We start from the raw sequence: 23856 nt of genomic DNA, 5'->3' as shown, positions 1-23856 counted from the left end.
CTAGAGCTTCAGCGGCGCCGGGTAGCCGGGCGGCGGCTCCGGCAGGTTCCACGGCTCGTGCACGGCCTTGCCCTCGACATCGGCCAGCTCCGGCACGTAGCGGCGGACGTAGTCGCCCACCGGGTCGAACCGGTGGGCCTGCCGGATCGGGTTGAACCGGCGATACGGCTTGGTGTCGTTGCCCGTGCCGGCCACCCACTGCCAGTTGCCGTAGTTGTTGGCGACGTCCCCGTCGAGCAGCAGGTCGAAGAAGTGGTCGCCGCCGGCCCGCCAGTCGACGTTCAGGTGCTTGGTCAGGTAGGAGGCGGTGATCAGCCGGGCCCGGTTGTGCATCCAGCCCTCGGCGAGCAGCTGCCGCATGCCGGCGTCGACGATCGGCACGCCCGTGTGGCCCTCGCGCCACGCCTGCAGCGCGTCGGACTCGTCCCGCCAGTGCTCCTCCGCCGACGCCCGGTATGCCTTGCGCCGCAGGTCGGGGAACGCGAACAGGACCTGGTGGTAGAAGTCGCGCCAGCACAGCTGCCGCACGAACGGCTCGGCGCCGGGGTGGCCGTCGACCCGCGCCGCGACCTCCCGCGGGGACAGGCAACCGAAGTGCAGATACGGGCTCAGCCGGGACGTCTTGTCGGCCGCCATCGCGTCGTGGTTGTCCTCGTAGCCCTCCAGCTGCGGCAGCCACGCGGTGAGCCGGCGCCGGGCCGCGGACTCGCCGCCGGTCGGCGCCGGCCGGTCCTTGAACCAGGACGCCGGCAGGTCGTCGGGCAGCCGCAGCTTGCGCGGCGCGCCCTCGACGTCCCGCCACCGCTGCGCCTGCCAGGCCCGCCAGTAGGGGGTGAAGACCTTGTAGTGCTCGCCACCGCCGCTCCCGGGCCGGACCGCGCCCGGCGGCACGACCGTGACGCCGGGAAACGTCTTGAGCGCGATGCGCTCGTCGGCGCAGGCCCGCTCCAGGCGGCGCTCCCGGTCGCGGGCATAGCCGCTGACGTCGGCGGCGACGCCGATGCCCTCCGCACCGACGGCCTTCGCCACCCGCACCGCCTCGGTGGCCGGGTCGCCGCGCAGCTCGACCAGGTCGGCGCCGCGCTGCCGCAGGGACGCCTTCAGGTCGGTGAGGCACTCTAAGAGGAACCGGCGCCGGTTGTCGCCGGCGGGCAGCGCCGGGTCGTGCACGAACAGCGGGACGACCCGCTCGGCCGCCCGGGCGGCCGCCGACAGCGCGGGATTGTCGTGCACCCGCAGGTCGCGGGTGAACAGGACGACGGCGACCTTCATGCCGTGCTGCCGCGCAGGTCCAGCACCGGTGGGAGGTGCAGGTCCGCGGCGGGCTCGCGGGGGTGCGGCACGGCGACGGGCGGGATCGCGGGCAGCCCGTCGAACACGTCCGCCGGGGTGCCCGGGATCGGCACCGGCGCGCCGGGACGGGTCAGCAGGCAGCGCAGCGCGACGAGGATGCGGCGCACCTTCGGCACCGTCGCACGGCGGACGAAGACGTCGTGGTCCTGCGCCTCGACCTCGTCGAGGATGCCGCCGTAGAGCCGGAACGCAGCCCGCATGCAGGCCTGCGAGCTCGGCGCGAGCATCGGGATCCCGACCGCGGCGGCCACGTAGTGCGCCCGTGCGCGCTGCACCTCGTACACCATGAGGCTCTTGATCTTCTGACTGCTGCGGCGCTCACGTGCGGCGTGCTCGAGGTCCTCGCGGGTGACCCCGAACCGGCGCAGGTCCTCGGCCGGCAGATAGACCCGGCCCCGCTCCAGGTCCTCGGCCACGTCCCGGATGAAGTTCGTGAGCTGGAAGGCGAGGCCGAGCTGGCGGGCGGGCTCGCGGGCGGCGGCCCGGTCGGACGACTCGAGGATCGGCAGCATCATCGTGCCGATCACCGCGGCCGAGCCCTCCATGTAGTCGAGCAGGTCGGCGTAGGTCTCGTAGTCGGTGACGGTGAGGTCCATCGCCATGCTGTCGAGGAACTTGCGGAAGTCCTCCAGGTCGATGTCGAACACCTGGATGGTGTGCAGGACCGCGGGCAGCAGCGGGTCGTCGGTCGGCACGCCGGAGAGCCCGAGCACGAACCGGTCCGCCCAGGCCTCGAGCTCGCTCGCGCGTTCCCGCGGGGTCAGCGCCCCGGTGCGGTCGACGATCTCGTCCGCGTAGCGGGTGAACCCGTAGAGCGCGTGCACGTGCCGGCGCTTCCAGGCGGGCAGCAGCCTGGTCGCCAGGTAGTAGGTCCGGCCGTGGTGGCGGTGCAGCGCGCGGCACCGCTCGTAGGCGGCGGTCAGGTCCATGCTGCCTCCGTTAATCGACGCACCAATCGACGCAATGCCGAGCCTACGCTACCCTGGAAAAATGCGGGTAGTGAAAGGACCGACCGATCGGGTGGTCGTGGTCGGTGCGGGTCTCGGCGGGCTCGCCACGGCGATCCGGCTCGCCGCCGCCGGGCGCGAGGTCACCGTCCTGGAGCGGGAGGACTACCCCGGCGGCCGGGCCGGAAAACTCTCGCTGGACGGCTACGAGTTCGACACCGGGCCGACCGTGCTGACGATGCCGTCGCTGCTGGAGGACCTGCTCGGCACCGTCGGCGAGGATCTCGCCGGCTGGCTGCCGATGACCCGGCTCGACCCGGCCTATCGCGCGCACTTCCCCGACGGCTCCACGCTCGACGTCATCGCCGACACCGCCCGGATGGCCGGCGAGGTCGCCCGGGTCTGCGGCGCCCGCGAGGCCGACGGCTACCTGCGCTTCGTCGACGACGCGCGGGAGCTGTGGCGGCTGGAGCGCGACGACTTCATCGACCGCAACCTCGACCGCCCGCAGGACCTCGTCACCGCCAACCTCTGGCGGCTGCTCGTCCGCGGCGGCTTCGGCCGGCTCCAGTCCAAGGTCAACAGCTACTTCGCCGACCCCCGGACCCGGCGGATCTTCTCCTTCCAGGCGATGTACGCGGGGGTCGCCCCGCACCAGGCGCTCGCCCTCTACGCGGTGATCGCCTACCTCGACTCCGTCGCCGGGGTCTACTTCCCCAAGGGCGGCATCCACGCGGTCTCCCGCGCCCTCGCCGACGTCGCGACCAAGCACGGCGTGACCATCCACTACGGCGCTGCCGTTTCCTCCGTGTCTGTTGTCGGCGAGCGGGCCACCGGCGTGGTGTGCGCCGACGGGCGCCGGTTCGCGGCCGACACCGTCGTGCTCAACCCGGATCTGCCGGTGGCGTACCGGGACCTGCTGCCGCCCACCCGGTGGCGCAACCCGTTGCTGGGCAGGCTGCGATACTCACCGTCGTGTGTGGTGCTGCACGTCGGGTCGCGGCAGTCGTACGGTGCGATCGCCCACCACAACATCCACTTCGGCCGGGCCTGGCGGGAGACCTTCGACGAGGTCATCAACCAGGGCCGGCTGATGACTGACCCGTCCCTGCTGGTCACCAACCCGACGCGCACCGACCCGTCCCTCGCGCCGGACGGCCGGCAGACGTATTACGTGCTCGCGCCGACCCCCAACCTCACCGCGCCGTTGCTGGACTGGCGCGGCTCCCTGAGCGGCACCTACCGCAGCGAGCTCATCGACACCCTTGAGCAGCGCGGCTACGTCGGCTTCGGCGACGCCGTCGAGGTCTCCCGCTTCGTCACGCCCGCCGACTGGGCCGATCAGGGCATGGCCGCCGGCACGCCATTCGCCTCGGCGCATACGCTGCGCCAGACCGGACCCTTCCGGCCGGGCAACCTCCACCCCACACTGTCCAATGTGGTCTTCGTCGGTTCGGGGACCCAACCGGGGGTCGGCGTGCCGATGGTCCTGATCTCCGGACGCCTTGCCGCCGAGCGCATTACGGGAGTGGTGTCGTGAGCCGCGAATCGCATCTGGTGGAGCTGGTCGACTCGGGTGGTGGGGCCGTCGGGTCGGCCACCGTGGACGCGGCGCACCGCGCTCCCGGCCTGCTGCACCGCGCCTTCTCCGTCGTCCTCGTCGACAAGGACGGCCGGTTCCTGCTGCAGCAGCGCGCCGCCGTGAAGACGAGGTTCGCGCTGCGCTGGGCCAACGCGTGCTGCGGCCACCCGACGCCCGGCGAGAAGGTCACGGACGCGGCGCAACGCCGGCTGGCCGAAGAGCTCGGCGTCAGGACCGTGCCGTTGCACGAGGTCGGGGTGTACGTCTATCAGGCCGCCGACCCGTCTTCCGGGCGGGTCGAGTTCGAGTACGACCATGTGCTGGTCGGCTCCGCCAGTGACATCTCGGACTTTTCCGTCGATCCGGACGAGGTCGCCGCGCTGGAGTGGATCGCCGGGGACGAACTCGCTTCGCGGCTGTCGCAGTCCCCTGACCTGTACGCACCGTGGCTGGCCGGCGTCGTGTCCGCCTGGCGGGGCTCCACGGCATGACGGCCGCGGCGGCGTATTCGGCGGGCGCGGTGGCCCGGCGGCTCGGCGTCGCCGTGACCACGCTGCGGACCTGGCATCAGCGGTACGGGATGGGCCCGTCCCTGCACGAGCCCGGACACCACCGCCGGTACACCGAGCAGGACATCGAACGCCTCGAGGTGATGCAGCGCCTGATCGTCGAGGGCGTCGCACCGAGCGAGGCGGCCCGGTGGGCCCTGTCGTCCGCCTCCGCGCTGCCGGCGCTGCCGTCCCCTGTGCCATCCATCGCGCCTTCCTCACCGGATCTGGTCGCGGCGGCGCGTGGCCTGCACCGCGCGGCCGCGCGGCTCGACGCTCCGGCCGTCCGGCAGCGCGTCGCCGCGGCCGTGCACGACCTCGGCGTCGTCGTGGCCTGGGACGAGGTGCTGCGCCCGGTGCTCGCCGCGATCGGCCACCGGCACGCGCTCACCGGCGCGCTCGTCGAGGTCGAGCACCTCCTCTCCGGCTGCGTCTCGGCCGTCTTCGGCGCGGTCCCCCGCCCCGTGCCGACCATCCCCGCGCAGATCCTGCTCGCCTGCGCCGACGAGGAGCAGCACAGCCTTCCCCTGGAGGCGGTCGGCGCGGCCCTGGCCGCTTCGGGCGTCCCGACCCGCATGCTCGGCGCCCGGGTCCCCCCGGCCGCGCTCGCCACCGCCGTGCGCCGCACCGGCCCGGCGGCCGTGCTGGTCTGGTCGCAGCTGAGCACGACCGGCGACCCGGGCCAGCTCGAGCCGGTCCTCGCCGCGCCGCGCCGCCCCATCGTCGTCGCCGCCGCCGGCCCCGGCTGGGACGCCGCCGCGCTGCCCGCCGGGGTGTCCCAGCCCGCGACGTTGACCGAGGCATTGGTCCTGCTCACCGCGGCGATTGCCTGATCGGCTTTTCCGGGTTATCCGCCTTTCTCGGAGACACCCACCTGAAAAGCATCACTACTCATCTGCGTAAAAGTCCCTTGTCGAGGTACTCCCGGGTTCGTGCCATGGCCTGAACGCAGGAGGTCACCCGGTGCGTCCTGTCATTAGCGTGTGCCTTCACAACGCACGCCATTCACCGACCACCGACCCCTCGGAGTTCTCGATGACCCGCACCCGCCTCGTCCTAGGAGCGCTGATCAGCGCCGCCGTCCTGGCCCTCGCCGGCTGCGGCACCGATGCGCCCTCGGCGGCGTGGCACGGGTCTCCCGCCCAGTCCGGCTCGGCCGGCGGCGCGGGCGGCGGCACCCAGGCCCACCCGATCAGCGACGCCACCGCCCAGGCGGCGGCCGGCAAGCCCAGCGCTTCCGCCTCCGCCTCCGCCTCGCCGTCCACGTCGCCGTCCGCGTCGGCATCGGCATCGCCCGCCGCCGCTCCGAAGGACGGCATCATGCGACAGACCGGCGGCGCGCAGGTCGCCCTGACCTTCGACGACGGCCCCAGCGCCGACACCCCGAAGCTGCTCGCCATGCTGCGCCAGCACAACATCAAGGCCACGTTCTGCGTGGTCGGCGTCGCCGTCCAGGAGTTCCCGCAGTACCTGCAGGAGATCGTCAAGGACGGTCACACCCTGTGCAACCACACCTGGAAGCACGACGAGAAGCTCGGCAAGAAGTCCGCCGACACCATCCGCGCCGACCTCCAGCGCACCAACGACGAGATCCGCAAGGTCGTCCCCGACGCGCAGATCAAGTACTTCCGCCACCCCGGCGGCAACTTCACCCCCGCGGCGGTGCAGATCGCCACGGAACTGGGCATGACCTCGGTCGGCTGGACCGTCGACCCGTCCGACTGGAACACGAAGAAGTGGTCCGGCAACCAGATGACCCAGCACATCATCACCACGGTGAGGAACAACACGAAGCCCGGCGCCGTCATCCTTTCCCACGACGGCGGCGGCGACCGCAGCGCCACCCTGGCCGCCTACAAGACCCTCCTGCCGGAGCTGAAGCAGCAGTACACGCTGGTCGCACTGCCTCTCTAGCGCTGGTGCGACACCTCTTCGGGGGTGTTGCGACACCTCTTCAGGGGTGTTGCGACACCTCTTCAGGGGTGTTGCGACACCACGATGGATACCCATTTGGCGATCGCGGAAGGGGTCAAGTATGCTCTGAAAGCCTCCGGCGGGGCCGGATGGGAGCAACACCGCACGAGTCGTAGAGTATGCGATAATTGCGGGGCCGCCCTCATCGTCTAGCGGCCCAGGACGCCGCCCTTTCAAGGCGGTAGCACGGGTTCGAATCCCGTTGGGGGTACGTAGTACTGGTAAGTGCAAGGTCCTGTGGAGCAGTTGGAGTGCTCGCCGCCCTGTCAAGGCGGAGGTCGCGGGTTCAAGTCCCGTCAGGACCGCAAGGCCCATCTTGGGCAGGTAGCTCAGTCGGTACGAGCGTCCGCCTGAAAAGCGGAAGGTCGGCGGTTCGACCCCGCCCCTGCCCACAAAGCTCTTCGCCGGGCTTTATGAGACCCCGACCAGCGGAAACGCGGGTCGGGGTCTTTGTTGTCGACTGCCTGTCATGAAGATCGTCATGTAACAACGGCCGCCCTCCTCGACGGCGGACGGTCGACGTCACCAGATCAGGACACCTCCGCCGGCCTCACGTGCGCGATCCGCCGCGCTGATGAAGTTCCTCAAGTACCCCCGGATGCGGTCTTCGTCGTAGCCTGAGGCCGCGGACAACACGGCAAGATTGACCATCAGCACCGCACACTCCGTGGCGAACGCCTCGACATCGTCCGGCTGCACCCGAAGGTCACGCTCCGCAAGGTGCGGCAAGAACGTCGCGCAGAGGCCATGAGCGGCTTCGGAGCCCCATAGCTTCGTCCGGGCAACCTCGGGCCCGGCGGCTTCCGACACTTCCTCTGGCACATCGGGAATCCGGTAACCACCGGGCTCGTCGCTGGCATAGATCCACATGTGGACGTCTCGGGTCAAGAGGTCCTCGCCCGCTACGCCGTCGCTCTGGGCGGTCGCCTCCACCAGGCCATCTACTTCGACAACGGCGACATCACCGCTATCGCCTGATCGCAGCGTCGTGCAGCAACGGCGGCGAACATGTCGGAGCGGCTGAATACGGCGCGAGACGCGTTGGCTCGGCGTTCGCGCCATCTACGCAGACGCGTTTGATTCAGGACGGTTTCCGCTCGTTACCGCACTCGTCGTAGACCCAGCGCTCGAGGTAGGCGGCTCTGTCGTGCCGCGTCTCCACGGCCGCCAGCCACTCGGCGGCTGCCTGTTTCATGTGGCGAACCGCTGCGGCGTCCTGCTCCGGTGAACCCCTGCCTGGAGCGTCCATCTCATCTGTCAGCGCTCCCCAGATGAGATAGAGAGCCGCCAGCACTTCGGCGGCGTACTCGCCTTCAGGCGTCTCGGACAATGCACTCATGGTCGTGCCCAGGAACCCGATACCCGCCTCGTAGGTTGCCTGGCTCCCGTCCGCGTCCCGCACAAGGCACGCCTCGTTGACGGTCGCTGCAAGGAAGTCTTCTGGCCCGGTCTCCGGGTGCCATCCAGCTGCCATGACGCACAGTATGCGGTCGGGGTCCGGCAGCTGAGGGTCGTCGACGCGTCTGGTCAGGCGATTCATCGTGAGACGCTGGTGCACAGCAGCCGCAGTGTCCCGGGAGGTGGTCCAGACCTGAGCGTGGCAACGATGGAGCACGCCGGACCCTGGACTACCTCGCGCTGGGCGAGACCCCGAATCGGATCGAACTGGTCGATGGAAGCCTGCTGGTGACTCCCGCGCCAAGTTCGCGCGACCAGCGCCTCTCTCGCCGCATCGCCAATCAGCTGGACACATCCGCCTCAGCCGCAGGCCTGCTCGGCTACGAAGCGGTGAACATCCGGCTGCACACCGACCGTCTCGGCGAGAGCCTGAGCGCCGATCGGCCCTTCCAGTTCCAGCTCGACATTCGCAGAGAGTGAACTGCCTGGATGTCGCCGTCACGTCTGAGCTTCGGCCACGTCGCGTGACCGGAGGACTACGGGCCTCGGGAACTGTCGGACCCTGGTCGTAGCGTGCGGGCATGAACACCTTCGACTGGGATTTCGACGACCACCCGACCCGCGGCACGGACGTCCGGCGCCGCCTGATGCTCGACCATCGCAGTTATGACGTGACCGCGTTCGACGACGGTTCGGGCTTCGTCGGGCTGCGGCTGGTCGGCTGGGATTCGGGCTATGTCTTCACGGAGCTGGTGGTCGAGCTGCCGGTCGGCGATGCGACCGACGTCGGGCAGTTGCTCGCGTCCGCGCTCGCCGGCTTCCGAGGTGGCGGCTCACCACCGCCGGGCTCACCGCTGGGTTCTCCGCCGCTGGGCCCGCCGTCCTCGGGTGAATGGCTGCCATATGACCGCTCGGCGCGGGACCCCCGACCGGCGGCGCCGAAGTCCGGCCAGCCGTGGGAGCCGGCCGATCTCGAGCTGCTGGTGCGACGTTTCCGCGAGGGCGCCACCATCAAGACTCTGACCGTTGAGCTGGGACGGACGGATGGTGCGATCCGCCAGCGGCTGCAGATCCTTGGTGAGGTCCGGCCTGCTCCGGCTGCGGTGCTGTCCACGGACGGTGTGCCGGAAGGTGTGCCTGCCGGCGAGCCTGAGGGGGCACCGGCGGAGGCGCCGCGTGGGTCGCCTGAGGAGGTGTCGGCCGTGGTGCGGGGTGGGCCGTCCGAGGGACCACCGGTGCGGGTGCCGGGTGGCTCGCCGGTGCGGGCGGCGCTGGAGGAGGTGCCGGAGAGGACTGACTGACGGGCGTGCCGGGCGGTCCACCGCGCCCTCCCGCGGTGAACCAGCCGAAGGCCGCGCCGAGCGACCTGCGGCGACGCGTTGACGACTGAGGAGCGGTGGCCGACTGAGGATCCGTGGCCAGCTGAGGAGCCGTGGCCAGCTGAGGAGCCGTGGCTGACTGACGGGCGGTGGGCGGCTGGGGAAAGGCGGGTTGCTGACGGCCGACGGATGGCTGAGGACCGGTGGCTGACTGACGGGCGGTAGATGGCTGATGGCCGGTGGATGCATGCGCCGGTCGGGGTCCGAAGGCGACACCGGAGGAGCGGAGCGTGACGCCTGGCTGGCGGCGAGGCAGTCGGCCGTAGGTGCGCAGGGTCCCCTCGGCGGCGCGGCGGAATGCGCACGGCATCGGCTGGGCACAAGCCGAGCAGCGGTCGCTGGTGGCCGACTCGACGTGGACGGCCACGGCGTGGTTCGCGGCCGCGATCTGGTCCGCGACGACCCGGTCAGCAACGGCCCGGTCCGCAGCGATCTGGTCAGCGACGGCCCGGTCCGCGGCAATCCGGTCCCCGGCAATCCAGTCAGGCGCGACCCGCTCCGCGGCAATCCAGTCGGGCCTGGTCTGTTCAGCGATGCCTCGGTCCGCGGTGATCCAGTCGGACGTGACCCGCTCCGCGGCAATCCAGTCAGGCTTGGTCTGATCAGCGACGCCCCGGTCAGCAACGACCTGGTCCCCGGCAATCCAGTCAGGCGTGACCCGCTCCGCGGCAATCCAGTCAGACTTGGTCTGATCAGCGACGCCCCGGTCCGCGGTGATCCAGTCGGACGCGACCCGGTCAGTGACGTCCTGGTTCGCGGTAATCCAGCCAGGTGCGACCCGGTCAGCGACAACCTGGTCCGCGGTGATCCAGTCGGGCCTGGCCCGGTCAGCGACGCCCCGGTCAGCAACGACCGGGTCCGCGGCAATCCAGTCAGGCGCGACCCGTTCCGCGGCGATCTGGGAGGAGCGCAACGTGCTCACGCCGGTCGGCATTCGCGCGGCGTGATCCGTGTGGCGTGGGCTGGGTTCGGTCGGCATCGGCGGCCCCCTCGAGGAATCGAGAAAAGGGGGCGGGCGCCCGGGGTCACCAAGGCCAGTTGGCTAGGCGAGCGCCCGCCCGTTCACCCGACCGCGCGGACCCCTCAGTACGACACACGGTCAGGGGTTCGGGCGCTGCGACGCTCGGTAACGACGTATGCACAACCTTGCCGCACTCAATGCGATTCTGCAAGTGCGAGATTGCACTAAGCGGCGCCGCGGCGGCGGAGTGTAGCGACGGCCGAGCCGGCAAGCGTCATCAGGCAGTCGGGGAGCTTGCCGTCGACCAGCGCGACGGTGAACAGCGCCGTGCCGCTGGGGATGTCCTCGTTCACGTAGGCGCTGACAAATCGGGCGACCCAGCGCTTGTCGTAGTTGGCGTCGTCGATGTCGGGGAACTCCAGGCGCCAGGGTCCGCGGGCGAGGTTCTCGCCGACCATCTCACCGGCGAGGCGCCATGCGACGTCGTAGGCGGCGCTCATCCCGCGCCGGTCGACCACCGCGTCGAAGGTGTGGACAACGCCTTCACCGTCGCCCGCTAGGGCAGACTCCAGGACCATGGCGGCGTCCTGGTAGGTCTCGTCTCCGGGCTCATCCACGCCGACACCGTATGCGCCTCAGTCAAGCCACGCGGGCGAAACCGTGGACTACGACCCGCCCGACGATCGGCGGAGTGCGCAGGTCAACCGGGCCGTGCAGATGCGGTCGCCGGTTTCGTCGGTGATGGCGATCTCGTACGAGGCGATCATCCCGCCGAGGCGCAGCGGTGTCGCGACCCCGGTGACGAGACCGGCGCGGGCCGCCTTGTGGTGGGTGGCGTTGACCTCGATGCCGACCGCGATGCCGTTGAAGAGGCGGGCCGCGTGGAGGGCCGCGCCGATCGAGCCGAGGGTCTCGGCGAGGACGACCGAGGCGCCACCGTGCAGCAGTCCGTAGGGCTGGGTGTTGCCGGCGACGGGCATCGTGCCGACGACCCGCTCGGGTGCCGCTTCCAGCAGGTTGATACCCATGCGCTCGGCCAGCGTGCCGTGCATCGACATGCCGTCGGGCAGGGAATCACTCTCGGTGACGCCAGTGTCCTCCATGCCGCTAGAGGTTACCGGGTGGTACGCCCGCGGCGGCCACCTCCCCACTTAAGTCCGTGGCCGGACCGCGCTATGGTGCGCACGGCACCTTTGGGGAGGAGAAACACTCATGCGCGCACGGTCGGCCAAAGCCATCGTGGGAGCAATCACCGCGATTGGTCTGTTGCTCACCGCGTCCGGCTGCGGTTCAACCGCGCAGAGTAACGGCGACACTGAGACAAAGAGTGACATTCACTTCTATGGCTCAGATGGCAACATGGCCAACTCGTTCGGTGAGGCGCTCAAGGATTCACCGGCGGTGCTCGCCGGGATGAAGGGCACGACCCCGCTGACCCCGCTCAGCGACGACTTCAAGCGCCGGGTCAAGTCCATCGACTCCGGCCTGACGGACTTCAACTACGCGGGCGAGTCGTATGACGCGGTCGTGGTGGCCGCGCTGGCCGCCGAGGCCGGCAAGTCGGTCGAGTCCGCATCGATCGCCAAGCAGCTGATCGGCGTGACCACCGGCGAAAACGTGTGCGACACGATCGCCGCGTGCCTGCTGGCAGCCAAGTCCGGCAAGGATTTCAAGTACCGCGGGATCTCACTGCGACGCAGTGGCTTCACCGATGCCGGCGAGCCGTCCTCCGCCATGTATGGCGTGCTCAACTTCGGTCGTAACAACACCATCGACGACGCGAAGACCGAGTTCGTCGGCGCCGGCGACGAGAAGACCGAGAACAAGGCCGCGGCGCCGCCCGCCAACGGCAACAAGGGCGGCGGGAAGGGGCCGGCGCTGAAGTTCGGCCTGCTGCTGCCGAAGACCGGCGCGCTGGCGTTCCAGGGCCCGCCGATGTTCGCCGCGGCCAAGCTGGCGGTCAAGGAGATCAACGAGGCCGGCGGCGTGCTGGGCCAGCAGGTGCTGGTCGAGGAGGGCGACGACGGCACCAACCCTGACGTTGCCAAGGCGACGGTCGAGCGGTTCCTCACCTCGAACGTTCAGGTGATCATCGGCGCCGGTGCGTCGGGGGTGAGCAAGGCGGTCATCCCGCGGGTCGCGCAGGCCGGCAAGGTGATGATCTCGCCGTCGGCGACGTCGGACGAGCTGACGAAGTTCGACGACAAGGGGCTGTTCTTCCGCACCTCGCCGCCCGACATGCTGCAGGCCAAGGCGATCGCCGACATCATCATGCGGGACGGGCACACCAAGGTCGCGATCATCGCCCGGGACGACTCGTACGGCAGCGGCCTGGCCGAAGGGGTCCGCACCGACCTCATCGCCGCCGGTATCAAGGCCGGCAACATGCAGGTCCTCAAGTACGAGGCGAAGGACAACTACGACCCGAAGGCCGACGCGGCGAAGCTGTTCACGCCGATCGCGGGTCAGGTCAAGACCTTCGAGGCGACCGCGATCCTGCTGGTGGGCTTCGACGAGTCGGCGCTGGTGATTAAAGCTCTGGTCGCCGCGGGCATAAAGGCTCCAGCGGCCTAGCAGCACGGTTCCGAGTGAAGCCCGATTGACGTGAGAGGACCAGCATGAGCGAGAACGAGACCGTCGAGACGCGTGGCGACCAGCGCATCGAGCTCCTTGTCGGCGACACGAACAACGACGGCAAGCCCGACCTCTGGGCGATCGACACGGACGGGGACGGCAAGGCCGACGTGTTCCAGTTCGACACCAACGGCGACGGCAAGGTCGACATCACGATGAGTGACATCGATGAGGACGGCACGCCGGAGCAGGTCGTGGACGGCGACGGCGGCCTCCCGCCCGCAGCGGTCTGACCGATACAGAAGACCGATACAGCAGCAACCGGCACAGCAGTAACCGAGCAGCGCGGCGGAGGGGGAACCCTCAGCCGCGCTGCTGTGCTACATAGTCCCGCCACTGCTGCTCGAGCGCGCTCACGCCGATGCCCAGCACCGAGCGGGCCGCGGACTCGACCTCCGAGACGTTCTGGAACGCCTCGTAGAACGCGATCAGCTTGGCCTCCCCGTACTTCTCCGCGATCATCCGGTTGGCCAGCCAGCTGGCGATGTAGTTGCGCGGCTCCGCGTAGAACTGCTCGTCGGTCGGCAGGGTCGAGATCACGAGATCGCCCAGCGCGTTGCGGATGCCGTTGGCACGCACCTTGTCCTTCTTGTACGCGACGTACTCCGCGAACCCCTCCACCACCCACCGTGGCGTCCGGGCGGTCGTCACCGGGCCCATGGCGGCGTGCGCGAACTCGTGCGTGAGGTCGTGGGCGAGCTCGTCGGGCTGCGCCGTCAGCTGCGTCGGGTTGAACACCACCCGCGTCGAGCTGTACGCCGGCGACGTCGCCCAGTCACCGACCTGGTTGTAGTACGGCACCGCGATCGCCGCCACCTGCGCGACCCGCTCCTGCGACTCGGCGAAGTACGTGTCGAAGATCCGCTTGTCCTGCACGGCGGTGAACAGCACCTTGCCGTCCCAGCCGGTCGGGCGCACCTCCACGACCTGCTTGAGGCTCGTCTCGGCCAGCTGCAGTAGGCTACGGCCCCGCTCGGCGTCGTCGACCGAGACCACGGCGATGACGCGGTCGTTGCGCAGCACCGCGACCGGCCCGGTCGAGTCCCACGGCTGACCGTTGGCGCCGAGCGGCATGTCCTTGCCGGCCGCGTCGCCGACGATGCGCCACTTCCCCTTCACCAGCGCCACGACGGGCATCCAGGGGATCGCGACCGTCTTGCTGTCCACGCCCTCGATCCGGTGCCGGATGGTGACCGCTTCGACGTGCACGGCTGCGTGGTACCGGTCGAACAGCTGCGTCGGCAGGAACTTCGCCAGCTGCCGCGCGGGCAGCCTGGTCCGGTCGAAGCTGATGTCCGAGAACGGCATCTTGACCAGGTTGTCGTACAGCTGCTTCTGCCGCTTCGTGAACGCCGCGTCGCTCTGTTCGACGTCCGCCATCCAGGCGTTGAGATCCTTCTTCTTGATCGCCTGCGTGCGCCGCTCCAGCAGTTCCTCGATCGCCTTGACGCCGACCCCGGTCCGCATGTCGACCCACGTCGAGGAGGCCACATCGGTCTCACCGCCGCCCCCGCCGCGCAGGGCCCAGGTGGCCGCTGCGGCCCCGCCGAGGGCGAGGACCATGCTCACCACCAGAAGGGTGGTCAGGACCGGCCAGAGGAAGCTGCGACGTGGTTGCGGCGGCAGTTGCGGCGGCCACCCATAGGCATAGCCGGGATGCGTCTGCGGCATTTGATGGTGTACGGGTGGCGCCCCCACCTGCGCCGCAAACCCCTGTGGCACCCCGAACTGCGCCGGCACTCCGACGTGCGGAGGTCCGATCTGCGACGGCGCGGGGAACCCGTGCTGCTGTGGTGGCCCGAACTGCGGCGGAGTTGTTACCTGCGGCGCCGGCCCGGACTGCACCGGCCCGAACTGCGGTGGCCCGACAACCAGCGGCGGTCCGGCAAGCTGCGGCGGCGCGGCGAATGGCGGCGGCGCACCGTATTGCTGCGGCGGCCCCTGCAGCGGCGGCCCCTGCAGCGGCGTCCGCTGCCGTGGCACGAACTGCGGCGGCACCCCTTGGCCGGGCGCGACCTGGGCCGGCGCGACCTGGGCCGGCACGGCTTGGGCTGGCACGGCCTGCGGCAGCCCGGCCTGCGGTGGCCCGGCCTGCGGTGGCCCGGCCTGCGGTGGCCCGGCCTGCGGTGGCCCGGCCTGCGGTGGAACGGCCTGGGGTGGAACGGCGGACGGTGGCGCGGCCTGGGGCAGCGCGGTTTGAGGCGGCGCGGCCTGGGCCGATACGGCCTGCGGTGGCGCGGCCTGGGGTGGCGCGGCGGACGGGGGCACGGCAGGCGGCGGGGCGGGTGGAGCCGCCTGCCCGGGCAAGGCTTCCGCAGCCGGTGGGCCCGGCTGGGGCGGGATGACAGGCGGCTGGGCCGGGGCGGCGGGCGCCGGTTCAGTCACCACCGCGGCGTCCGGCGTCGCGGCGACGCCGACAGGTGCGGCGTCAGTCGAAGGGGCGGCGGAGGGCGCCGCTGCGGCCGGTTCGGGGTTGGTCACATTGCCTGCCGACGTCGAGGAGCGGAATCACATCCTCCGCCAGGCCGCCTGTCCTTGTCGACCCCGCCCAGAGTTCGCCCCGGAGCCCGCCGCGCCCTACCCCAGCGTGGTCAGCTCGGCGGTCAGCACGTTGGACAGCAGCGCGCCGTCCATGCGCACCTGTCGCAGGTACCAACGCTGCAGTGGGGTTCTGTTCTGACTGAACTGCCAACCGCCGCGCGGGCTGTCGATCTGGCCGAGCTTGCCGATGGCGGCGTTGAGCGAGAACGAGTCGAGGTTCGGCTGGCTCGCGTCGGCGATCGCCTTGTCCAGCACGGCGGCGGCGTCGTAGGAGGCCATCGCGTAGGTCGACGGGATGCTGCCGAAGACCTTCTGGTAGTCGGCGATGAACCGGCGGTTGGCCGCGTTGTCCAGGTCCGGTGAGTAGTTCATCGCGGTGTAGATGCCCTGGGCGTCGGCGCCCTGCTGCTTGAGGACGTAGCCCTCGGTGAGGCTGCCGGGCGCGATGAGCTTGAAGCCGGCCGGGAACTTCGCCGCCTTGAACTGCTTGACGAAGTCGACCGCCGAGGCACCGGCGTAGAAGGCGAACATCGCGGTGGCGCCGGAGTTCTTCACCTGGCCGAGGACCTGGCTGAAGTCCTTCTGCTGGAACGGCGTGAACCGGACGCCGTTGCCGTTGACGGTGCCGCCGGCGCCCTTGAAGTTTTCCAGGAACGAGTTGACCTCGTCGTCATCGCCGGGATAGTCGGCGGCGACGATCGCGAGGGAACCGCCGGCGTTGTCGGCCGCCCACTTGCCCAGGGCCTGGCCGGGCTCGTTGGCGACGAACGAGGTGCGCCAGATGTACTTGGCGCTCTGCAGGCTGGTCGGGGACGCGTTGGACCCGACCAGCGGGACCGCCGCAGCCTCGACGACGTCCTTGATGGCCAGCATCGACGCGGCGGCCGCGACGCCCGTCAGCGCGAGGACCCGGTCCTCCTTGATCAGCTTCTCGGCGGCGGCCCTGCCGATCTCGGGCGTCTCGCCCTCGTCGACCCTGACCAGCTCGACCTTGCGGTTGCCGAGCTTGAAATCGTGCAACTTGAGATACAGCTGGAAGCCGTTGTCCATCTCGTTGCCGAGGTCCTTGCGGCTCCCGGTCAGCGGCACGATCATGCCGATCTTGACCGGTGGACCGGACGGCGTGGAGTTGGACCCGTCGCTGCCGGTGCCGCTGCATGCGGAGAGTAACGGTGCGGTCGCGCCTGCAACGCCCGCGGCCGCGAAGAGTCGGAGCGCCTGGCGGCGGTTCAGGTGGGACACGTACTTTTCCTCCCCAGCACCCTGCGGCGGCGAGAAAACCTCGACACCCACGCTGCGTTCTACCGCCATCGCGGCGGACAGTCAATCGTCAGCTTCGGCCTCACCCCTGGTCACCGTGCCGAACGCGGCAAGGACGGCGGGCCAGGCGGCCGACAACGGATCGATCACAGCGAAGTGTTCCACACCGGCCAACTCGACCAGCGTGGTGTCGTCGCCGGCCCGGCGGGCCATCCGGCAGAAGGTCCTGGACAGCTCGACCGGCACGATCGGATCGTCACCGCCGTGGACGATGACGGTGCGGACGTTCGACGGAAGGTTACGCATCGGATCCGCTGCCGCGTACGCCTCCGGGACCTCGTCCGGCGACCCCCCGAGCAGGTCCGCGACGGCGCCGTCGTCGAGGTGGAGCTCGTGCGCCCGGGCAAGATCGGCGACGGGCGCCAGGGCGACGACCCCGCCGACCGCGTCGGGGGCGACCGCCGCGTACCACAGTGCGAGATGCCCACCGGCCGAGTGCCCGGCGAGGATCGGCGGGGCGACCGAGACGGGCCGCAGCCCCCGGTGCGCGATCTCCTTGGCGAGCAGATCGGGCACGGCAACCGCGGCGGACGCCACGTCGGAGAACGTGCCGGGCCAGCCGCCGCCAGGCTGTCCGGTGCGGCGGAACTCGACGGTCGCGACGGCGTAACCCCGGTCGGCAAGATCCGCGGCGAGCGGGCCGACGTGTGTGCGGTCCCACTCGCTGCGCCAGAACCCGCCGTGAATGAAGAGCACGAGTGGTGCACCCGCCACGGCCGCGAGCCGGACGTCGGCCACCTGGTCGGGGTGCTCGCCGTAGCGCAGGGTGAAGTCGGCGGGTCGGGCAGGCCGGCTCAGCACCTCACGGGGATCACTCGTCACGGGGCGACGTTAGCGCGTCACGAAGCGTGGCAACAGGGCCCCTTGGTGGTCGTCCACACGACGGGTAGGCAAGACTAGGAACCATGGCAGAAGAGGCGCAGGACGAGTCGCGCACCGTGCTGGTGGTCGGGCCCGACGGACGTCCGCTCGGCACCATGTCCACCGACGAGGACGGCGCGGAGGACCCGAGCAAGCTGATCGAGCAACCAGCCAAGGTCATGCGCATCGGCAGCATGATCAAGCAACTGCTCGAAGAGGTCCGGGCCGCCCCGCTCGACGAGGCGGGCCGCAGCCGGCTCAAGGAGATCCACCGCCGCTCGATCCTGGAGCTGGAGGACGGGCTCGCCCCCGAGCTGCGCGACGAGCTGGAGCGGCTGTCCCTGCCGTTCGAGGACGGTTCGACCCCGAGCGAGGCCGAGCTGCGCATCGCCCAGGCACAGCTGGTCGGCTGGCTGGAGGGCCTGTTCCACGGCATCCAGGCGGCGCTCGTCGCACAGCAGATGGCAGCTCGGGTCCAGCTCGAGCAGATGCGCGGCCGGCCGGCACTCACCGGCGGCCCGGGCAGCGTCCCCGGCCAACCCGGCCAGCCCACCCCAACCGGCACCGGCCAATACCTGTGACCCCGAGCCAGTTGTAACCCGTCCGGCCGTTACCCGGGCCGGCGGGAACGCTGGCTGACTCAGTCCACGGTGGCTGCGGCCCAGAGCGGCTGCAGCCCACGCCGGCTGAGGCCACTCGGGACACCGGGTTGGCGCCGCGGTGCGGACACCGACGACGTCGCGCGATCGAAGGACGGACCTGGTCATACAAACGACCAGCGCCGTCCTTCGATCACGAAACCCACCGCCAACCAGCCGCCGCAGAACAAACGGCGATCCGAGGACCGAACCGGCAGGGCACACCACGCCGAAGTGCGATCCAGACGACGGTGGCCGGCCACCGGATGGGCGCGTGTGCGCGATCCCAGCCAGCGCGGCACGCGCGGCTGTGTGAGCGCAGCGAGCATTGGGGGTCCGGGGTGAGAATCCCCCGGCGGGACCCGCCGCGCCAGCGGTGGGGCGGCGAGCTCTGGCGAAGCCACACGCGGGAAACAGCGGGTCCGGGGTGAGCATCCCCCGGCGGGACCCGCCGCGCCAGCGGTGGGGCGGCGAGCTCTGGCGAAGCCAACGGCGGGAAACAGCGCGGCGAGCTTTCGCGCAGCGACAGGCGGGTAACAGCGCTAGCGACTGGCGGGAGACAGCGGGAAGTACTGCTCCAGGTAGGCGGCCACGCCGTCGTCCTCGTTGGTCGCGGTGGTCACGTCGTGTGCCGCGGCCAGGACCGCTGGGTGGCCGTTGGCCATGGCGACGCCACGGCCCGCCCAGGTGAGCATCGCCAGGTCGTTCGGCATGTCCCCGAAGGCGATCACCTCGAGCGCCGTGACCGCGTGCTCGCGGGCGACCCTGGCCAGGGCCGTCGCCTTCGTGACGCCGACGGCGGAGACCTCGACCATGCCGCTGGAGGAGGAGTTCGTCGCTTCCGCCAGGCCGTCGAGGCACTCGCCGACCAGCGCGGTGAACTCGTCGGCCTGCTGGACGCCGGCGCGGACGAGGAGTTTCGCCGCGGGGCGGGTCAGTAGCTCGGCGTAGGAGACCGGACCGACCGACTCGTGGTTGACCTCCCAGGGGCCGACGGGAAACTCGACCTCGTGGCGCATCTGACGGCCGCCGTCGCGCTCGACGGCGAAGACGACGCCGGGGATCTTCGCGCGGAGGCGTTCGCAGGCCTCGGCCAGGGTGGTCGGCTCGATCGGGGTGCTGTGGACGATCGAGTCGGTGCCCGGGTCGTAGGTCGCCGCCCCGTTCGCGCAGATGGCGATCGGGTGGACCGTCAGCTGGTCGTACACCGGATGCAGCCAGCGAATCGGTCGGCCGGTGACCAGCACGATCACGATCCCGGCGGCGTCGAGGCGGTGCAGGACCTCGACCGTGCGGGGGCTGACCGTGCGGTCCCGGCCGACAAGGGTGCCGTCGAGGTCCGTCGCCACCAGTCGAGGGGTCACAGCTTCAACATAGCTTCGAGGTAGGTCGCGACCCCGTCTTCGTCGTTGGTGAGCGTCGTCTCGTCAGCGAGCGCCTTCAGGGCCGGATGGGCGTTGGCGACGGCGACCCGGCCGAACCCGGCCCACCGGAACATCGGCACGTCGTTGGGCATGTCGCCGAAGACCAGGACGTCGCCGGGGTCGATGCCGAGGGCCGTCGCGACGAAACGCAGGCCGGTGGCCTTGTCGACGCCGGGCGGGCAGATCTCGATGTAGCCGAGGCCGGCCTGGGTGATCGTGGCCAGGTCCGGCGGGATGACGCGCTCGGCGACGGCCAGCAGCTCGTCGACGTCGCAGGTGGGGTGCCTGGCGAAGCCCTTGAGGACGGGGCCGGTGAGGCATTCGGCCCGGACCCTGGCCTCGACGACGTCTGGGTAGCGCCAGTGCGGGTCGGCGTCGCCCCACAGCGGCGCCTCGTGGTGGTCGCCGGCCTCGATCAGCACGGAGAGGGTGCCGAGCTCGTGCTCGAGGCGGGTGAGGACCTCGGCGAGGGCGTCGCCGGCGAGCCGCTCGTCGCGCAGGACCACCGGGTGGTCGGTGTCGCGGATGTCGAGGACCCGGCTGCCGCCGCCCATGACCAGGAAGTCGGCGGCGGGGATGTCGAACCGGACCAGCTCGGTCAGTCTGGGGCCGCGGCCGGTGGCGCCCACGATGTGGATGCCGGCCGCCTTGACCCGTTCCAGGACGGCACGGGTGTAGTCGCTCACGGTGTCGTCGCTGTGGACGAGCGTGCCGTCGAGGTCCGTCGCGATGAGTTTGGGCAAACTGCGCATTCGGTGCTCCTTCCGCGTCAGCGGGGCAGCAACCGTACCTCCGCGATCCACCGGGGTCACACCATGCGAGTAAATCTCAACCGAACGTACGACGTCCTGATGACGGACCCTAGTGCAGTGGGGTGACCGTCAGCTCGAGCGGCTCGGAGCCGTCGTGGTGATCTTCCACGGGACGGCGGCGGGTCAGTCCCCGCACGGCGACGATCGCGCCGGCCGCCAGCATCGCGGTTGCCGCCGCCGCCAGCGGGTATCCGGGGCCGACGTGCACGGCGTCGTCCGGCAGCCGGTACGAGCTGAGCGGGCTGTACCCGAGACGGTCGATGATCTGCTTGAAGCCGACGAGCACCAGCGCGTTGCCGGCCAGCATCGCCAGGGCGCCGGCGGCCGCACCACGGCGGACCGCGCCGCGGGTCACCAGCAGGATCCCGATCCCGACCAGGGCGAGTGTGAGGGTGCCGAGGTAGACCACGACCGGGCCGCTGTTGAGGCTGGCCAGGTCGATGTCGATGGTCTCCGGCGTGCTGCCGTTCTCGGCGAGGTCCGGGTCGCCCATGACGGCGGTGCGCAGGTTGATGGAACTCCACGGCAGGTACTGCGCGGCGGCCGCCAGCGCGAACCCGACGGCAAGCAGCGCGATGGCGACCGGGCCGCCGCCGCGCTCCGCCACCCCGGCGGGCGGCGGAGCATCGGCCGGGGTGGCGGAAGGCGGGGAGGACGGCACTGCGGGCGCGACGATCGATGGTCCGCGGACGACCGGCTCAGTCATACCGCGCAGGGTAGCTCAGGAAACGACCCGCAGGTTGAACCGCAGATCACGCTTGGCGCCCCATACCGCGATCCACAGCGGGACGTACTGCTCCATCGCGAACGCCTTGTCGATCCCACCGAGGTCCAGCACGTCGTCCTCGGGCCAGCCGAACTTCGTCAGCACCGTCCTGACCTGCGCTTTGGCGACCGCGTCGTCGCCGGCGACGAACATGGTGTGCGGCTGGGACAGCAGGTCGGGGCGGACCATGACGTCACAGTTGACGGTGTTGAGGGTCTTGACGACCTTGAGCGAAGGGAACGCGGCCTGCAGGCCGGCGGCGACGGGCTTGACCGCGGCCGAGGTCAGGTCGTTGGAGATGTCGGCGAGGACCTTGCCGGTCAGGTCGCCGGCGGAGCGCAGCACGTCGAGCGAGGCGCCGCCGGGGGTGGCGTTGAACAGGAGCGAGCCGTGCGCGGCCGCGTCGGCGAACGTGCCGGCGCGACCGCCGGTGCGCTCCGCCCAGGCGACGGCCTTCGGGTTGGCGGCGTCGCGGGAGCCCATGACGACGTCGTACCCGACCTCGATCAGCCGGGTCGCGATGGCTTCGCCGACCGCACCGGTGCCGAGGACCCCCACATTGAGATCAGTCATGTCCAGCGGCAACATCGGCCGGCGCCGAAACATGCCGTCCGGCGCGGCCGATTGCGAGCAGCCCGCACCCGAAGCCGAGCAAAGGCATCGACACGAGTGCCAGCCAGCTGCCCGCTGACGTGCCCACATCCGCGATCCGGCCGGGGCCGGCGAGTTGGCCGTCGAAAGTAGTGATGAGGCCCACTACGATCGACGCGGTCACCAGCGACAGGACCGGTCCGGCCAGCCCGGCGATCTTGCGGCCCTGGTTGGTGCCCATCGCCGCGGCACCGAGCAGCGCGATGAGGGTGAGCAGCAGGATCACGTACCAGACGCCCTTTTCGAGATTGAGGATCGTGAGGCTGTCCAGGCGCCGCTGAGTCCGGCGGCCGGAGCCGGTCACCACCAGCTGCTGGACCCATGGCACGAAGATCGAGGCAATGCCGGTGAGCAGGCCGGACACGCCCAGCCAGCCGCCGATCTGCACCAGTTTGCGCTGCATCAACTTGATCCCTCCCAAGACTGCCGAGCTCGTCCCAAGGAACACACGGAATGGGCTAGCGTCTGGTTCATGCCTACTCGCACTTCATCCGCCCGCTGGGAGGGCGACCTCAAGTCCGGCGCCGGCACGGTCTCCACCGGCTCGGGCACCTTCCAGGGTTCCTATTCCTTCCCGTCGCGCTTCGAGAGCGGCGAGGGGACCAACCCGGAGGAGCTGATCGCGGCCGCGCACGCCGCCTGCTTCTCGATGGCCTTCTCCAACGGCCTGGCCAAGGCCGGCTTCACGCCCACGTCGGTGGAGACCACCGCCGCGGTGCAGTTCGGCCCGGTCGAGGGCGGTTTCGCCATCACCCGGATCGACCTGACCAGCCGCGGCGACGTCCCCGGCATCGACGCGGGCGAGTTCGACAAGATCGCCGCCGAGGCCAAGGCCGGCTGCCCGATCTCCAAGGCCCTCGCGGCCGTCGAGATCACCCTGGACGCCAAGCTCGTCTGAAGTCCCTTGAGAGGGTCCCCCGCAATGGGGGACCCTCTTTCACATGCCGGTGACGATGAGCAAAGAGCGTTTCGAGGAGCTCGTGGGCGAGGCCCTGGACGAGGTCCCCGAGGAGCTGCTCGACCTCATGGACAACGTGGTGATCCTGGTCGTCGACGACCCTCCGGCGGGCGAACCGGACCTGCTCGGTCTCTATGAGGGGTACTCCCTGACGGAGCGTGGCTGGGACTACTCCGGCGTGCTGCCCGACCGGATCTCGATTTACCGGAACCCGATCCTTGCGATCTGTGACGATGAGGACGACGTCGTCGACGAGGTCGCGATCACCGTCGTGCACGAGATCGCGCACCACTTCGGCATCGACGACCGCAAGCTGCATGCGCTGGGCTGGGGTTGAGACAACGCCGAAGAAGGGACGCTCACATGCGCAGTGCTTTGTTCGCCGCCGAAAACATGGAGAAGGAGTCGCAGCAGCCGGGACTGCGGCTGCAGAACTCCAAGATGCTCAAGGCCGAGCTCAACGGCGAGATCATGGCCCGGACCGGCACGATGGTGGCCTACCAGGGTCAGGTGCAGTTCCAGGCGCTCGGCTCGGGCGGCGTCGGCAAGTGGCTCAAGTCGAAGCTGACCGGCGAGGGTGTCCCGCTGATGAAGGTCTCCGGCCGCGGCGACGTGTTCTTCGCGGACCGCTCCGCCGACGTGCACCTCATCGACCTCGAGCCCGGTGACGCGATCTCGATCAACGGTGCCAATGTGCTCGCGTTCGACGCGTCGTTGCAGTACGACGTCAAGATGGTCCAGGGCGTCGGCATCATGTCGTCCGCGGGCCTGTTCAACTGCGTGTTCACCGGCCAGGGCCGGCTCGCGATCACGACGAAGGGCACCCCGGTCGTGCTGACCGTCGACGCGCCCACATACGTCGACCCGCAGGCCGCCATCTGCTGGTCCGCGAGCCTGCAGACCGGGTATCACCGCGCCGACCAGCTCGGCATCGGCACGCTGCTCGGCCGCAGCACCGGTGAGGCTTTCACGATGAGCTTCGCCGGGCAGGGCTTCGTCGTCGTCCAGCCGTCGGAGGAGCCGCCGCAGGGCCTCGCCGGTGGCCAGGGACAACAGCAGCAGGGCGGCGTCCTGGGCAACCTTCTCGGCGGTTGATCGCGCTTTGGTAA

25 protein-coding genes, 3 tRNA genes and 2 pseudogenes are annotated in these 23856 nt (G+C 70.2%); 16 read left to right on the top strand and 14 right to left on the bottom strand.

What is annotated here, in order from left to right; all coding sequences use genetic code 11:
* Both Dsi01nite_RS23250 and Dsi01nite_RS23245 read right to left on the bottom strand, forming a co-directional pair.
* Entirely contained in the window at window positions 1–1272 is a 1272-nt protein-coding gene (locus Dsi01nite_RS23250; protein WP_203848328.1) for a cryptochrome/photolyase family protein, read from the bottom strand.
* Between the two features lie 119 nt (window positions 1273–1391).
* Window positions 1392–2282 (bottom strand): annotated as a pseudogene (locus tag Dsi01nite_RS23245) (phytoene/squalene synthase family protein); the annotation flags it as partial.
* A 61-nt stretch (window positions 2283–2343) separates the two neighbouring features.
* Between Dsi01nite_RS23245 and crtI the strand changes: the two are divergent.
* The 7 genes from crtI (at window position 2344) to Dsi01nite_RS23210 (ending at window position 6796) form a co-directional block, all read left to right on the top strand.
* The gene (crtI, locus tag Dsi01nite_RS23240; protein WP_203848326.1) at window positions 2344–3840 is read left to right on the top strand and encodes a phytoene desaturase family protein; all 1497 of its coding nucleotides are present in this window, start codon (window positions 2344–2346) and stop codon (window positions 3838–3840) included.
* Window positions 3837–4373, top strand: a complete 537-nt coding sequence (gene idi / locus Dsi01nite_RS23235; RefSeq protein ID WP_203848325.1) for an isopentenyl-diphosphate Delta-isomerase — start codon at window positions 3837–3839, stop codon at window positions 4371–4373. Before crtI ends, idi begins: the two co-directional genes overlap by 4 nt.
* Window positions 4370–5263, top strand: a complete 894-nt coding sequence (locus tag Dsi01nite_RS23230) for a MerR family transcriptional regulator (RefSeq protein WP_203848324.1) — start codon at window positions 4370–4372, stop codon at window positions 5261–5263. Before idi ends, Dsi01nite_RS23230 begins: the two co-directional genes overlap by 4 nt.
* A gap of 202 nt (window positions 5264–5465) precedes the next feature.
* Entirely contained in the window at window positions 5466–6344 is an 879-nt protein-coding gene (locus Dsi01nite_RS23225) for a polysaccharide deacetylase family protein (protein WP_203848323.1), read from the top strand.
* 198 nt (window positions 6345–6542) lie between these two features.
* Window positions 6543–6615, top strand: a tRNA-Glu gene (locus Dsi01nite_RS23220).
* 20 nt (window positions 6616–6635) lie between these two features.
* Window positions 6636–6709: transfer RNA gene (locus Dsi01nite_RS23215), tRNA-Asp, on the top strand.
* A gap of 13 nt (window positions 6710–6722) precedes the next feature.
* Window positions 6723–6796 (top strand) — tRNA-Phe (locus Dsi01nite_RS23210).
* Window positions 6797–6926: 130 nt separating this feature from the next.
* Here the strand turns inward: Dsi01nite_RS23210 and Dsi01nite_RS58910 are convergent.
* Entirely contained in the window at window positions 6927–7274 is a 348-nt protein-coding gene (locus Dsi01nite_RS58910) for a hypothetical protein (protein WP_373318814.1), read from the bottom strand.
* Between the two features lie 6 nt (window positions 7275–7280).
* Between Dsi01nite_RS58910 and Dsi01nite_RS57450 the strand changes: the two are divergent.
* Window positions 7281–7382 (top strand): annotated as a pseudogene (locus Dsi01nite_RS57450) (helix-turn-helix domain-containing protein); the annotation flags it as partial.
* A 103-nt stretch (window positions 7383–7485) separates the two neighbouring features.
* Here the strand turns inward: Dsi01nite_RS57450 and Dsi01nite_RS23200 are convergent.
* Complete coding sequence (locus Dsi01nite_RS23200) at window positions 7486–7944, bottom strand: hypothetical protein (RefSeq protein WP_203848321.1); 459 nt, start codon at window positions 7942–7944, stop codon at window positions 7486–7488.
* A gap of 146 nt (window positions 7945–8090) precedes the next feature.
* Between Dsi01nite_RS23200 and Dsi01nite_RS23195 the strand changes: the two genes are divergently transcribed.
* Together Dsi01nite_RS23195 and Dsi01nite_RS23190 are read left to right on the top strand one after the other, a co-directional pair.
* The gene (locus tag Dsi01nite_RS23195; protein WP_203848320.1) at window positions 8091–8282 is read left to right on the top strand and encodes a hypothetical protein; all 192 of its coding nucleotides are present in this window, start codon (window positions 8091–8093) and stop codon (window positions 8280–8282) included.
* Window positions 8283–8383: 101 nt separating this feature from the next.
* The gene (locus tag Dsi01nite_RS23190; protein WP_203848319.1) at window positions 8384–9103 is read left to right on the top strand and encodes a hypothetical protein; all 720 of its coding nucleotides are present in this window, start codon (window positions 8384–8386) and stop codon (window positions 9101–9103) included.
* A gap of 1263 nt (window positions 9104–10366) precedes the next feature.
* Here Dsi01nite_RS23190 and Dsi01nite_RS23185 read toward each other — a convergent pair.
* Together Dsi01nite_RS23185 and Dsi01nite_RS23180 are read right to left on the bottom strand one after the other, a co-directional pair.
* On the bottom strand, window positions 10367–10759 hold the full coding sequence (locus tag Dsi01nite_RS23185) for a hypothetical protein (RefSeq protein WP_239136110.1): 393 nt from the start codon (window positions 10757–10759) through the stop codon (window positions 10367–10369).
* Window positions 10760–10807: 48 nt separating this feature from the next.
* Complete coding sequence (locus Dsi01nite_RS23180; protein ID WP_239136109.1) at window positions 10808–11245, bottom strand: hotdog fold thioesterase; 438 nt, start codon at window positions 11243–11245, stop codon at window positions 10808–10810.
* Window positions 11246–11501: 256 nt separating this feature from the next.
* Between Dsi01nite_RS23180 and Dsi01nite_RS23175 the strand changes: the two genes are divergently transcribed.
* Together Dsi01nite_RS23175 and Dsi01nite_RS23170 are read left to right on the top strand one after the other, a co-directional pair.
* Window positions 11502–12716, top strand: coding sequence for an ABC transporter substrate-binding protein (locus tag Dsi01nite_RS23175; protein WP_239136108.1), 1215 nt, complete (start codon window positions 11502–11504; stop codon window positions 12714–12716).
* 44 nt (window positions 12717–12760) lie between these two features.
* The gene (locus Dsi01nite_RS23170; RefSeq protein WP_203848317.1) at window positions 12761–13009 is read left to right on the top strand and encodes a hypothetical protein; all 249 of its coding nucleotides are present in this window, start codon (window positions 12761–12763) and stop codon (window positions 13007–13009) included.
* A gap of 70 nt (window positions 13010–13079) precedes the next feature.
* Here Dsi01nite_RS23170 and Dsi01nite_RS23165 read toward each other — a convergent pair whose 3' ends face one another.
* From Dsi01nite_RS23165 to Dsi01nite_RS23155, 3 genes are all read right to left on the bottom strand, one after another.
* Entirely contained in the window at window positions 13080–14339 is a 1260-nt protein-coding gene (locus tag Dsi01nite_RS23165; protein WP_373318816.1) for a peptidase MA family metallohydrolase, read from the bottom strand.
* A 1014-nt stretch (window positions 14340–15353) separates the two neighbouring features.
* Complete coding sequence (locus tag Dsi01nite_RS23160; RefSeq protein WP_203848315.1) at window positions 15354–16559, bottom strand: ABC transporter substrate-binding protein; 1206 nt, start codon at window positions 16557–16559, stop codon at window positions 15354–15356.
* An 81-nt stretch (window positions 16560–16640) separates the two neighbouring features.
* Window positions 16641–17459 carry an alpha/beta hydrolase family protein gene (locus Dsi01nite_RS23155; RefSeq protein ID WP_203848314.1) on the bottom strand — a complete coding sequence of 273 codons (819 nt, stop codon included), beginning with the start codon at window positions 17457–17459 and terminating at the stop codon, window positions 16641–16643.
* An 83-nt stretch (window positions 17460–17542) separates the two neighbouring features.
* On the opposite strand from Dsi01nite_RS23155, the gene Dsi01nite_RS23150 reads away from it, so the two are divergent.
* The gene (locus Dsi01nite_RS23150; RefSeq protein ID WP_203848313.1) at window positions 17543–18079 is read left to right on the top strand and encodes a bacterial proteasome activator family protein; all 537 of its coding nucleotides are present in this window, start codon (window positions 17543–17545) and stop codon (window positions 18077–18079) included.
* A gap of 599 nt (window positions 18080–18678) precedes the next feature.
* Here the strand turns inward: Dsi01nite_RS23150 and Dsi01nite_RS23145 are convergent.
* The 5 genes from Dsi01nite_RS23145 to Dsi01nite_RS23125 all read right to left on the bottom strand — a co-directional run bounded on the left by Dsi01nite_RS23145 (window position 18679) and on the right by Dsi01nite_RS23125 (window position 22192).
* Window positions 18679–19500 (bottom strand): HAD family hydrolase, encoded by an 822-nt coding sequence (locus Dsi01nite_RS23145; RefSeq protein ID WP_203848312.1) that lies wholly within the window; start codon window positions 19498–19500, stop codon window positions 18679–18681.
* Entirely contained in the window at window positions 19497–20312 is an 816-nt protein-coding gene (locus Dsi01nite_RS23140; RefSeq protein WP_203848311.1) for an HAD family hydrolase, read from the bottom strand. The genes Dsi01nite_RS23145 and Dsi01nite_RS23140 overlap by 4 nt, the downstream gene beginning before the upstream one ends.
* A 109-nt stretch (window positions 20313–20421) precedes the next feature.
* Window positions 20422–21078, bottom strand: coding sequence for a hypothetical protein (locus Dsi01nite_RS23135; RefSeq protein WP_203848310.1), 657 nt, complete (start codon window positions 21076–21078; stop codon window positions 20422–20424).
* A gap of 15 nt (window positions 21079–21093) precedes the next feature.
* Window positions 21094–21711 (bottom strand): NADPH-dependent F420 reductase, encoded by a 618-nt coding sequence (locus tag Dsi01nite_RS23130; RefSeq protein ID WP_203848309.1) that lies wholly within the window; start codon window positions 21709–21711, stop codon window positions 21094–21096.
* Window positions 21704–22192 (bottom strand): hypothetical protein, encoded by a 489-nt coding sequence (locus Dsi01nite_RS23125; protein ID WP_203848308.1) that lies wholly within the window; start codon window positions 22190–22192, stop codon window positions 21704–21706. The genes Dsi01nite_RS23130 and Dsi01nite_RS23125 overlap by 8 nt, the downstream gene beginning before the upstream one ends.
* Before the next feature lie 69 nt (window positions 22193–22261).
* Here Dsi01nite_RS23125 and Dsi01nite_RS23120 point away from each other — a divergent pair, with 69 nt between their 5' ends.
* The 3 genes from Dsi01nite_RS23120 to Dsi01nite_RS23110 are packed head-to-tail and all read left to right on the top strand — an operon-like array spanning window position 22262 to window position 23842.
* Window positions 22262–22687, top strand: a complete 426-nt coding sequence (locus Dsi01nite_RS23120; RefSeq protein WP_203848307.1) for an OsmC family protein — start codon at window positions 22262–22264, stop codon at window positions 22685–22687.
* A 49-nt stretch (window positions 22688–22736) separates the two neighbouring features.
* Window positions 22737–23084 (top strand): metallopeptidase family protein, encoded by a 348-nt coding sequence (locus Dsi01nite_RS23115; RefSeq protein ID WP_203848345.1) that lies wholly within the window; start codon window positions 22737–22739, stop codon window positions 23082–23084.
* A gap of 26 nt (window positions 23085–23110) precedes the next feature.
* Complete coding sequence (locus Dsi01nite_RS23110; protein ID WP_203848306.1) at window positions 23111–23842, top strand: AIM24 family protein; 732 nt, start codon at window positions 23111–23113, stop codon at window positions 23840–23842.
* Window positions 23843–23856: the final 14 nt, after the last annotated feature.

Origin of the sequence: Dactylosporangium siamense (assembly GCF_016862795.1) — a bacterium.
Lineage (GTDB): Bacteria > Actinomycetota > Actinomycetes > Mycobacteriales > Micromonosporaceae > Dactylosporangium > Dactylosporangium siamense.
Note: the sequence above shows the minus strand (reverse complement) of the source record. Positions and strands in the feature narration are given on the sequence as shown.

Excerpts from the sequence above, each read along its gene's own strand:
- Dsi01nite_RS23250 (WP_203848328.1), bottom strand. The coding sequence starts at position 1,272 with ATGAAGGTCGCCGTCGTCCTGTTCACCCGCGACCTGCGGGTGCACGAC.
- crtI (WP_203848326.1), top strand. The coding sequence starts at position 2,344 with ATGCGGGTAGTGAAAGGACCGACCGATCGGGTGGTCGTGGTCGGTGCG.
- Dsi01nite_RS23230 (WP_203848324.1), top strand. The coding sequence starts at position 4,370 with ATGACGGCCGCGGCGGCGTATTCGGCGGGCGCGGTGGCCCGGCGGCTC.
- Dsi01nite_RS23225 (WP_203848323.1), top strand. The coding sequence starts at position 5,466 with ATGACCCGCACCCGCCTCGTCCTAGGAGCGCTGATCAGCGCCGCCGTC.
- Dsi01nite_RS58910 (WP_373318814.1), bottom strand. The coding sequence starts at position 7,274 with ATGTGGATCTATGCCAGCGACGAGCCCGGTGGTTACCGGATTCCCGAT.
- Dsi01nite_RS23200 (WP_203848321.1), bottom strand. The coding sequence starts at position 7,944 with ATGAATCGCCTGACCAGACGCGTCGACGACCCTCAGCTGCCGGACCCC.
- Dsi01nite_RS23190 (WP_203848319.1), top strand. The coding sequence starts at position 8,384 with ATGAACACCTTCGACTGGGATTTCGACGACCACCCGACCCGCGGCACG.
- Dsi01nite_RS23180 (WP_239136109.1), bottom strand. The coding sequence starts at position 11,245 with ATGGAGGACACTGGCGTCACCGAGAGTGATTCCCTGCCCGACGGCATG.
- Dsi01nite_RS23175 (WP_239136108.1), top strand. The coding sequence starts at position 11,502 with ATGGCCAACTCGTTCGGTGAGGCGCTCAAGGATTCACCGGCGGTGCTC.
- Dsi01nite_RS23170 (WP_203848317.1), top strand. The coding sequence starts at position 12,761 with ATGAGCGAGAACGAGACCGTCGAGACGCGTGGCGACCAGCGCATCGAG.
- Dsi01nite_RS23165 (WP_373318816.1), bottom strand. The coding sequence starts at position 14,339 with ATGGTCCTCGCCCTCGGCGGGGCCGCAGCGGCCACCTGGGCCCTGCGC.
- Dsi01nite_RS23150 (WP_203848313.1), top strand. The coding sequence starts at position 17,543 with ATGGCAGAAGAGGCGCAGGACGAGTCGCGCACCGTGCTGGTGGTCGGG.
- Dsi01nite_RS23140 (WP_203848311.1), bottom strand. The coding sequence starts at position 20,312 with ATGCGCAGTTTGCCCAAACTCATCGCGACGGACCTCGACGGCACGCTC.
- Dsi01nite_RS23135 (WP_203848310.1), bottom strand. The coding sequence starts at position 21,078 with ATGACTGAGCCGGTCGTCCGCGGACCATCGATCGTCGCGCCCGCAGTG.
- Dsi01nite_RS23130 (WP_203848309.1), bottom strand. The coding sequence starts at position 21,711 with ATGACTGATCTCAATGTGGGGGTCCTCGGCACCGGTGCGGTCGGCGAA.
- Dsi01nite_RS23125 (WP_203848308.1), bottom strand. The coding sequence starts at position 22,192 with ATGCAGCGCAAACTGGTGCAGATCGGCGGCTGGCTGGGCGTGTCCGGC.
- Dsi01nite_RS23120 (WP_203848307.1), top strand. The coding sequence starts at position 22,262 with ATGCCTACTCGCACTTCATCCGCCCGCTGGGAGGGCGACCTCAAGTCC.
- Dsi01nite_RS23110 (WP_203848306.1), top strand. The coding sequence starts at position 23,111 with ATGCGCAGTGCTTTGTTCGCCGCCGAAAACATGGAGAAGGAGTCGCAG.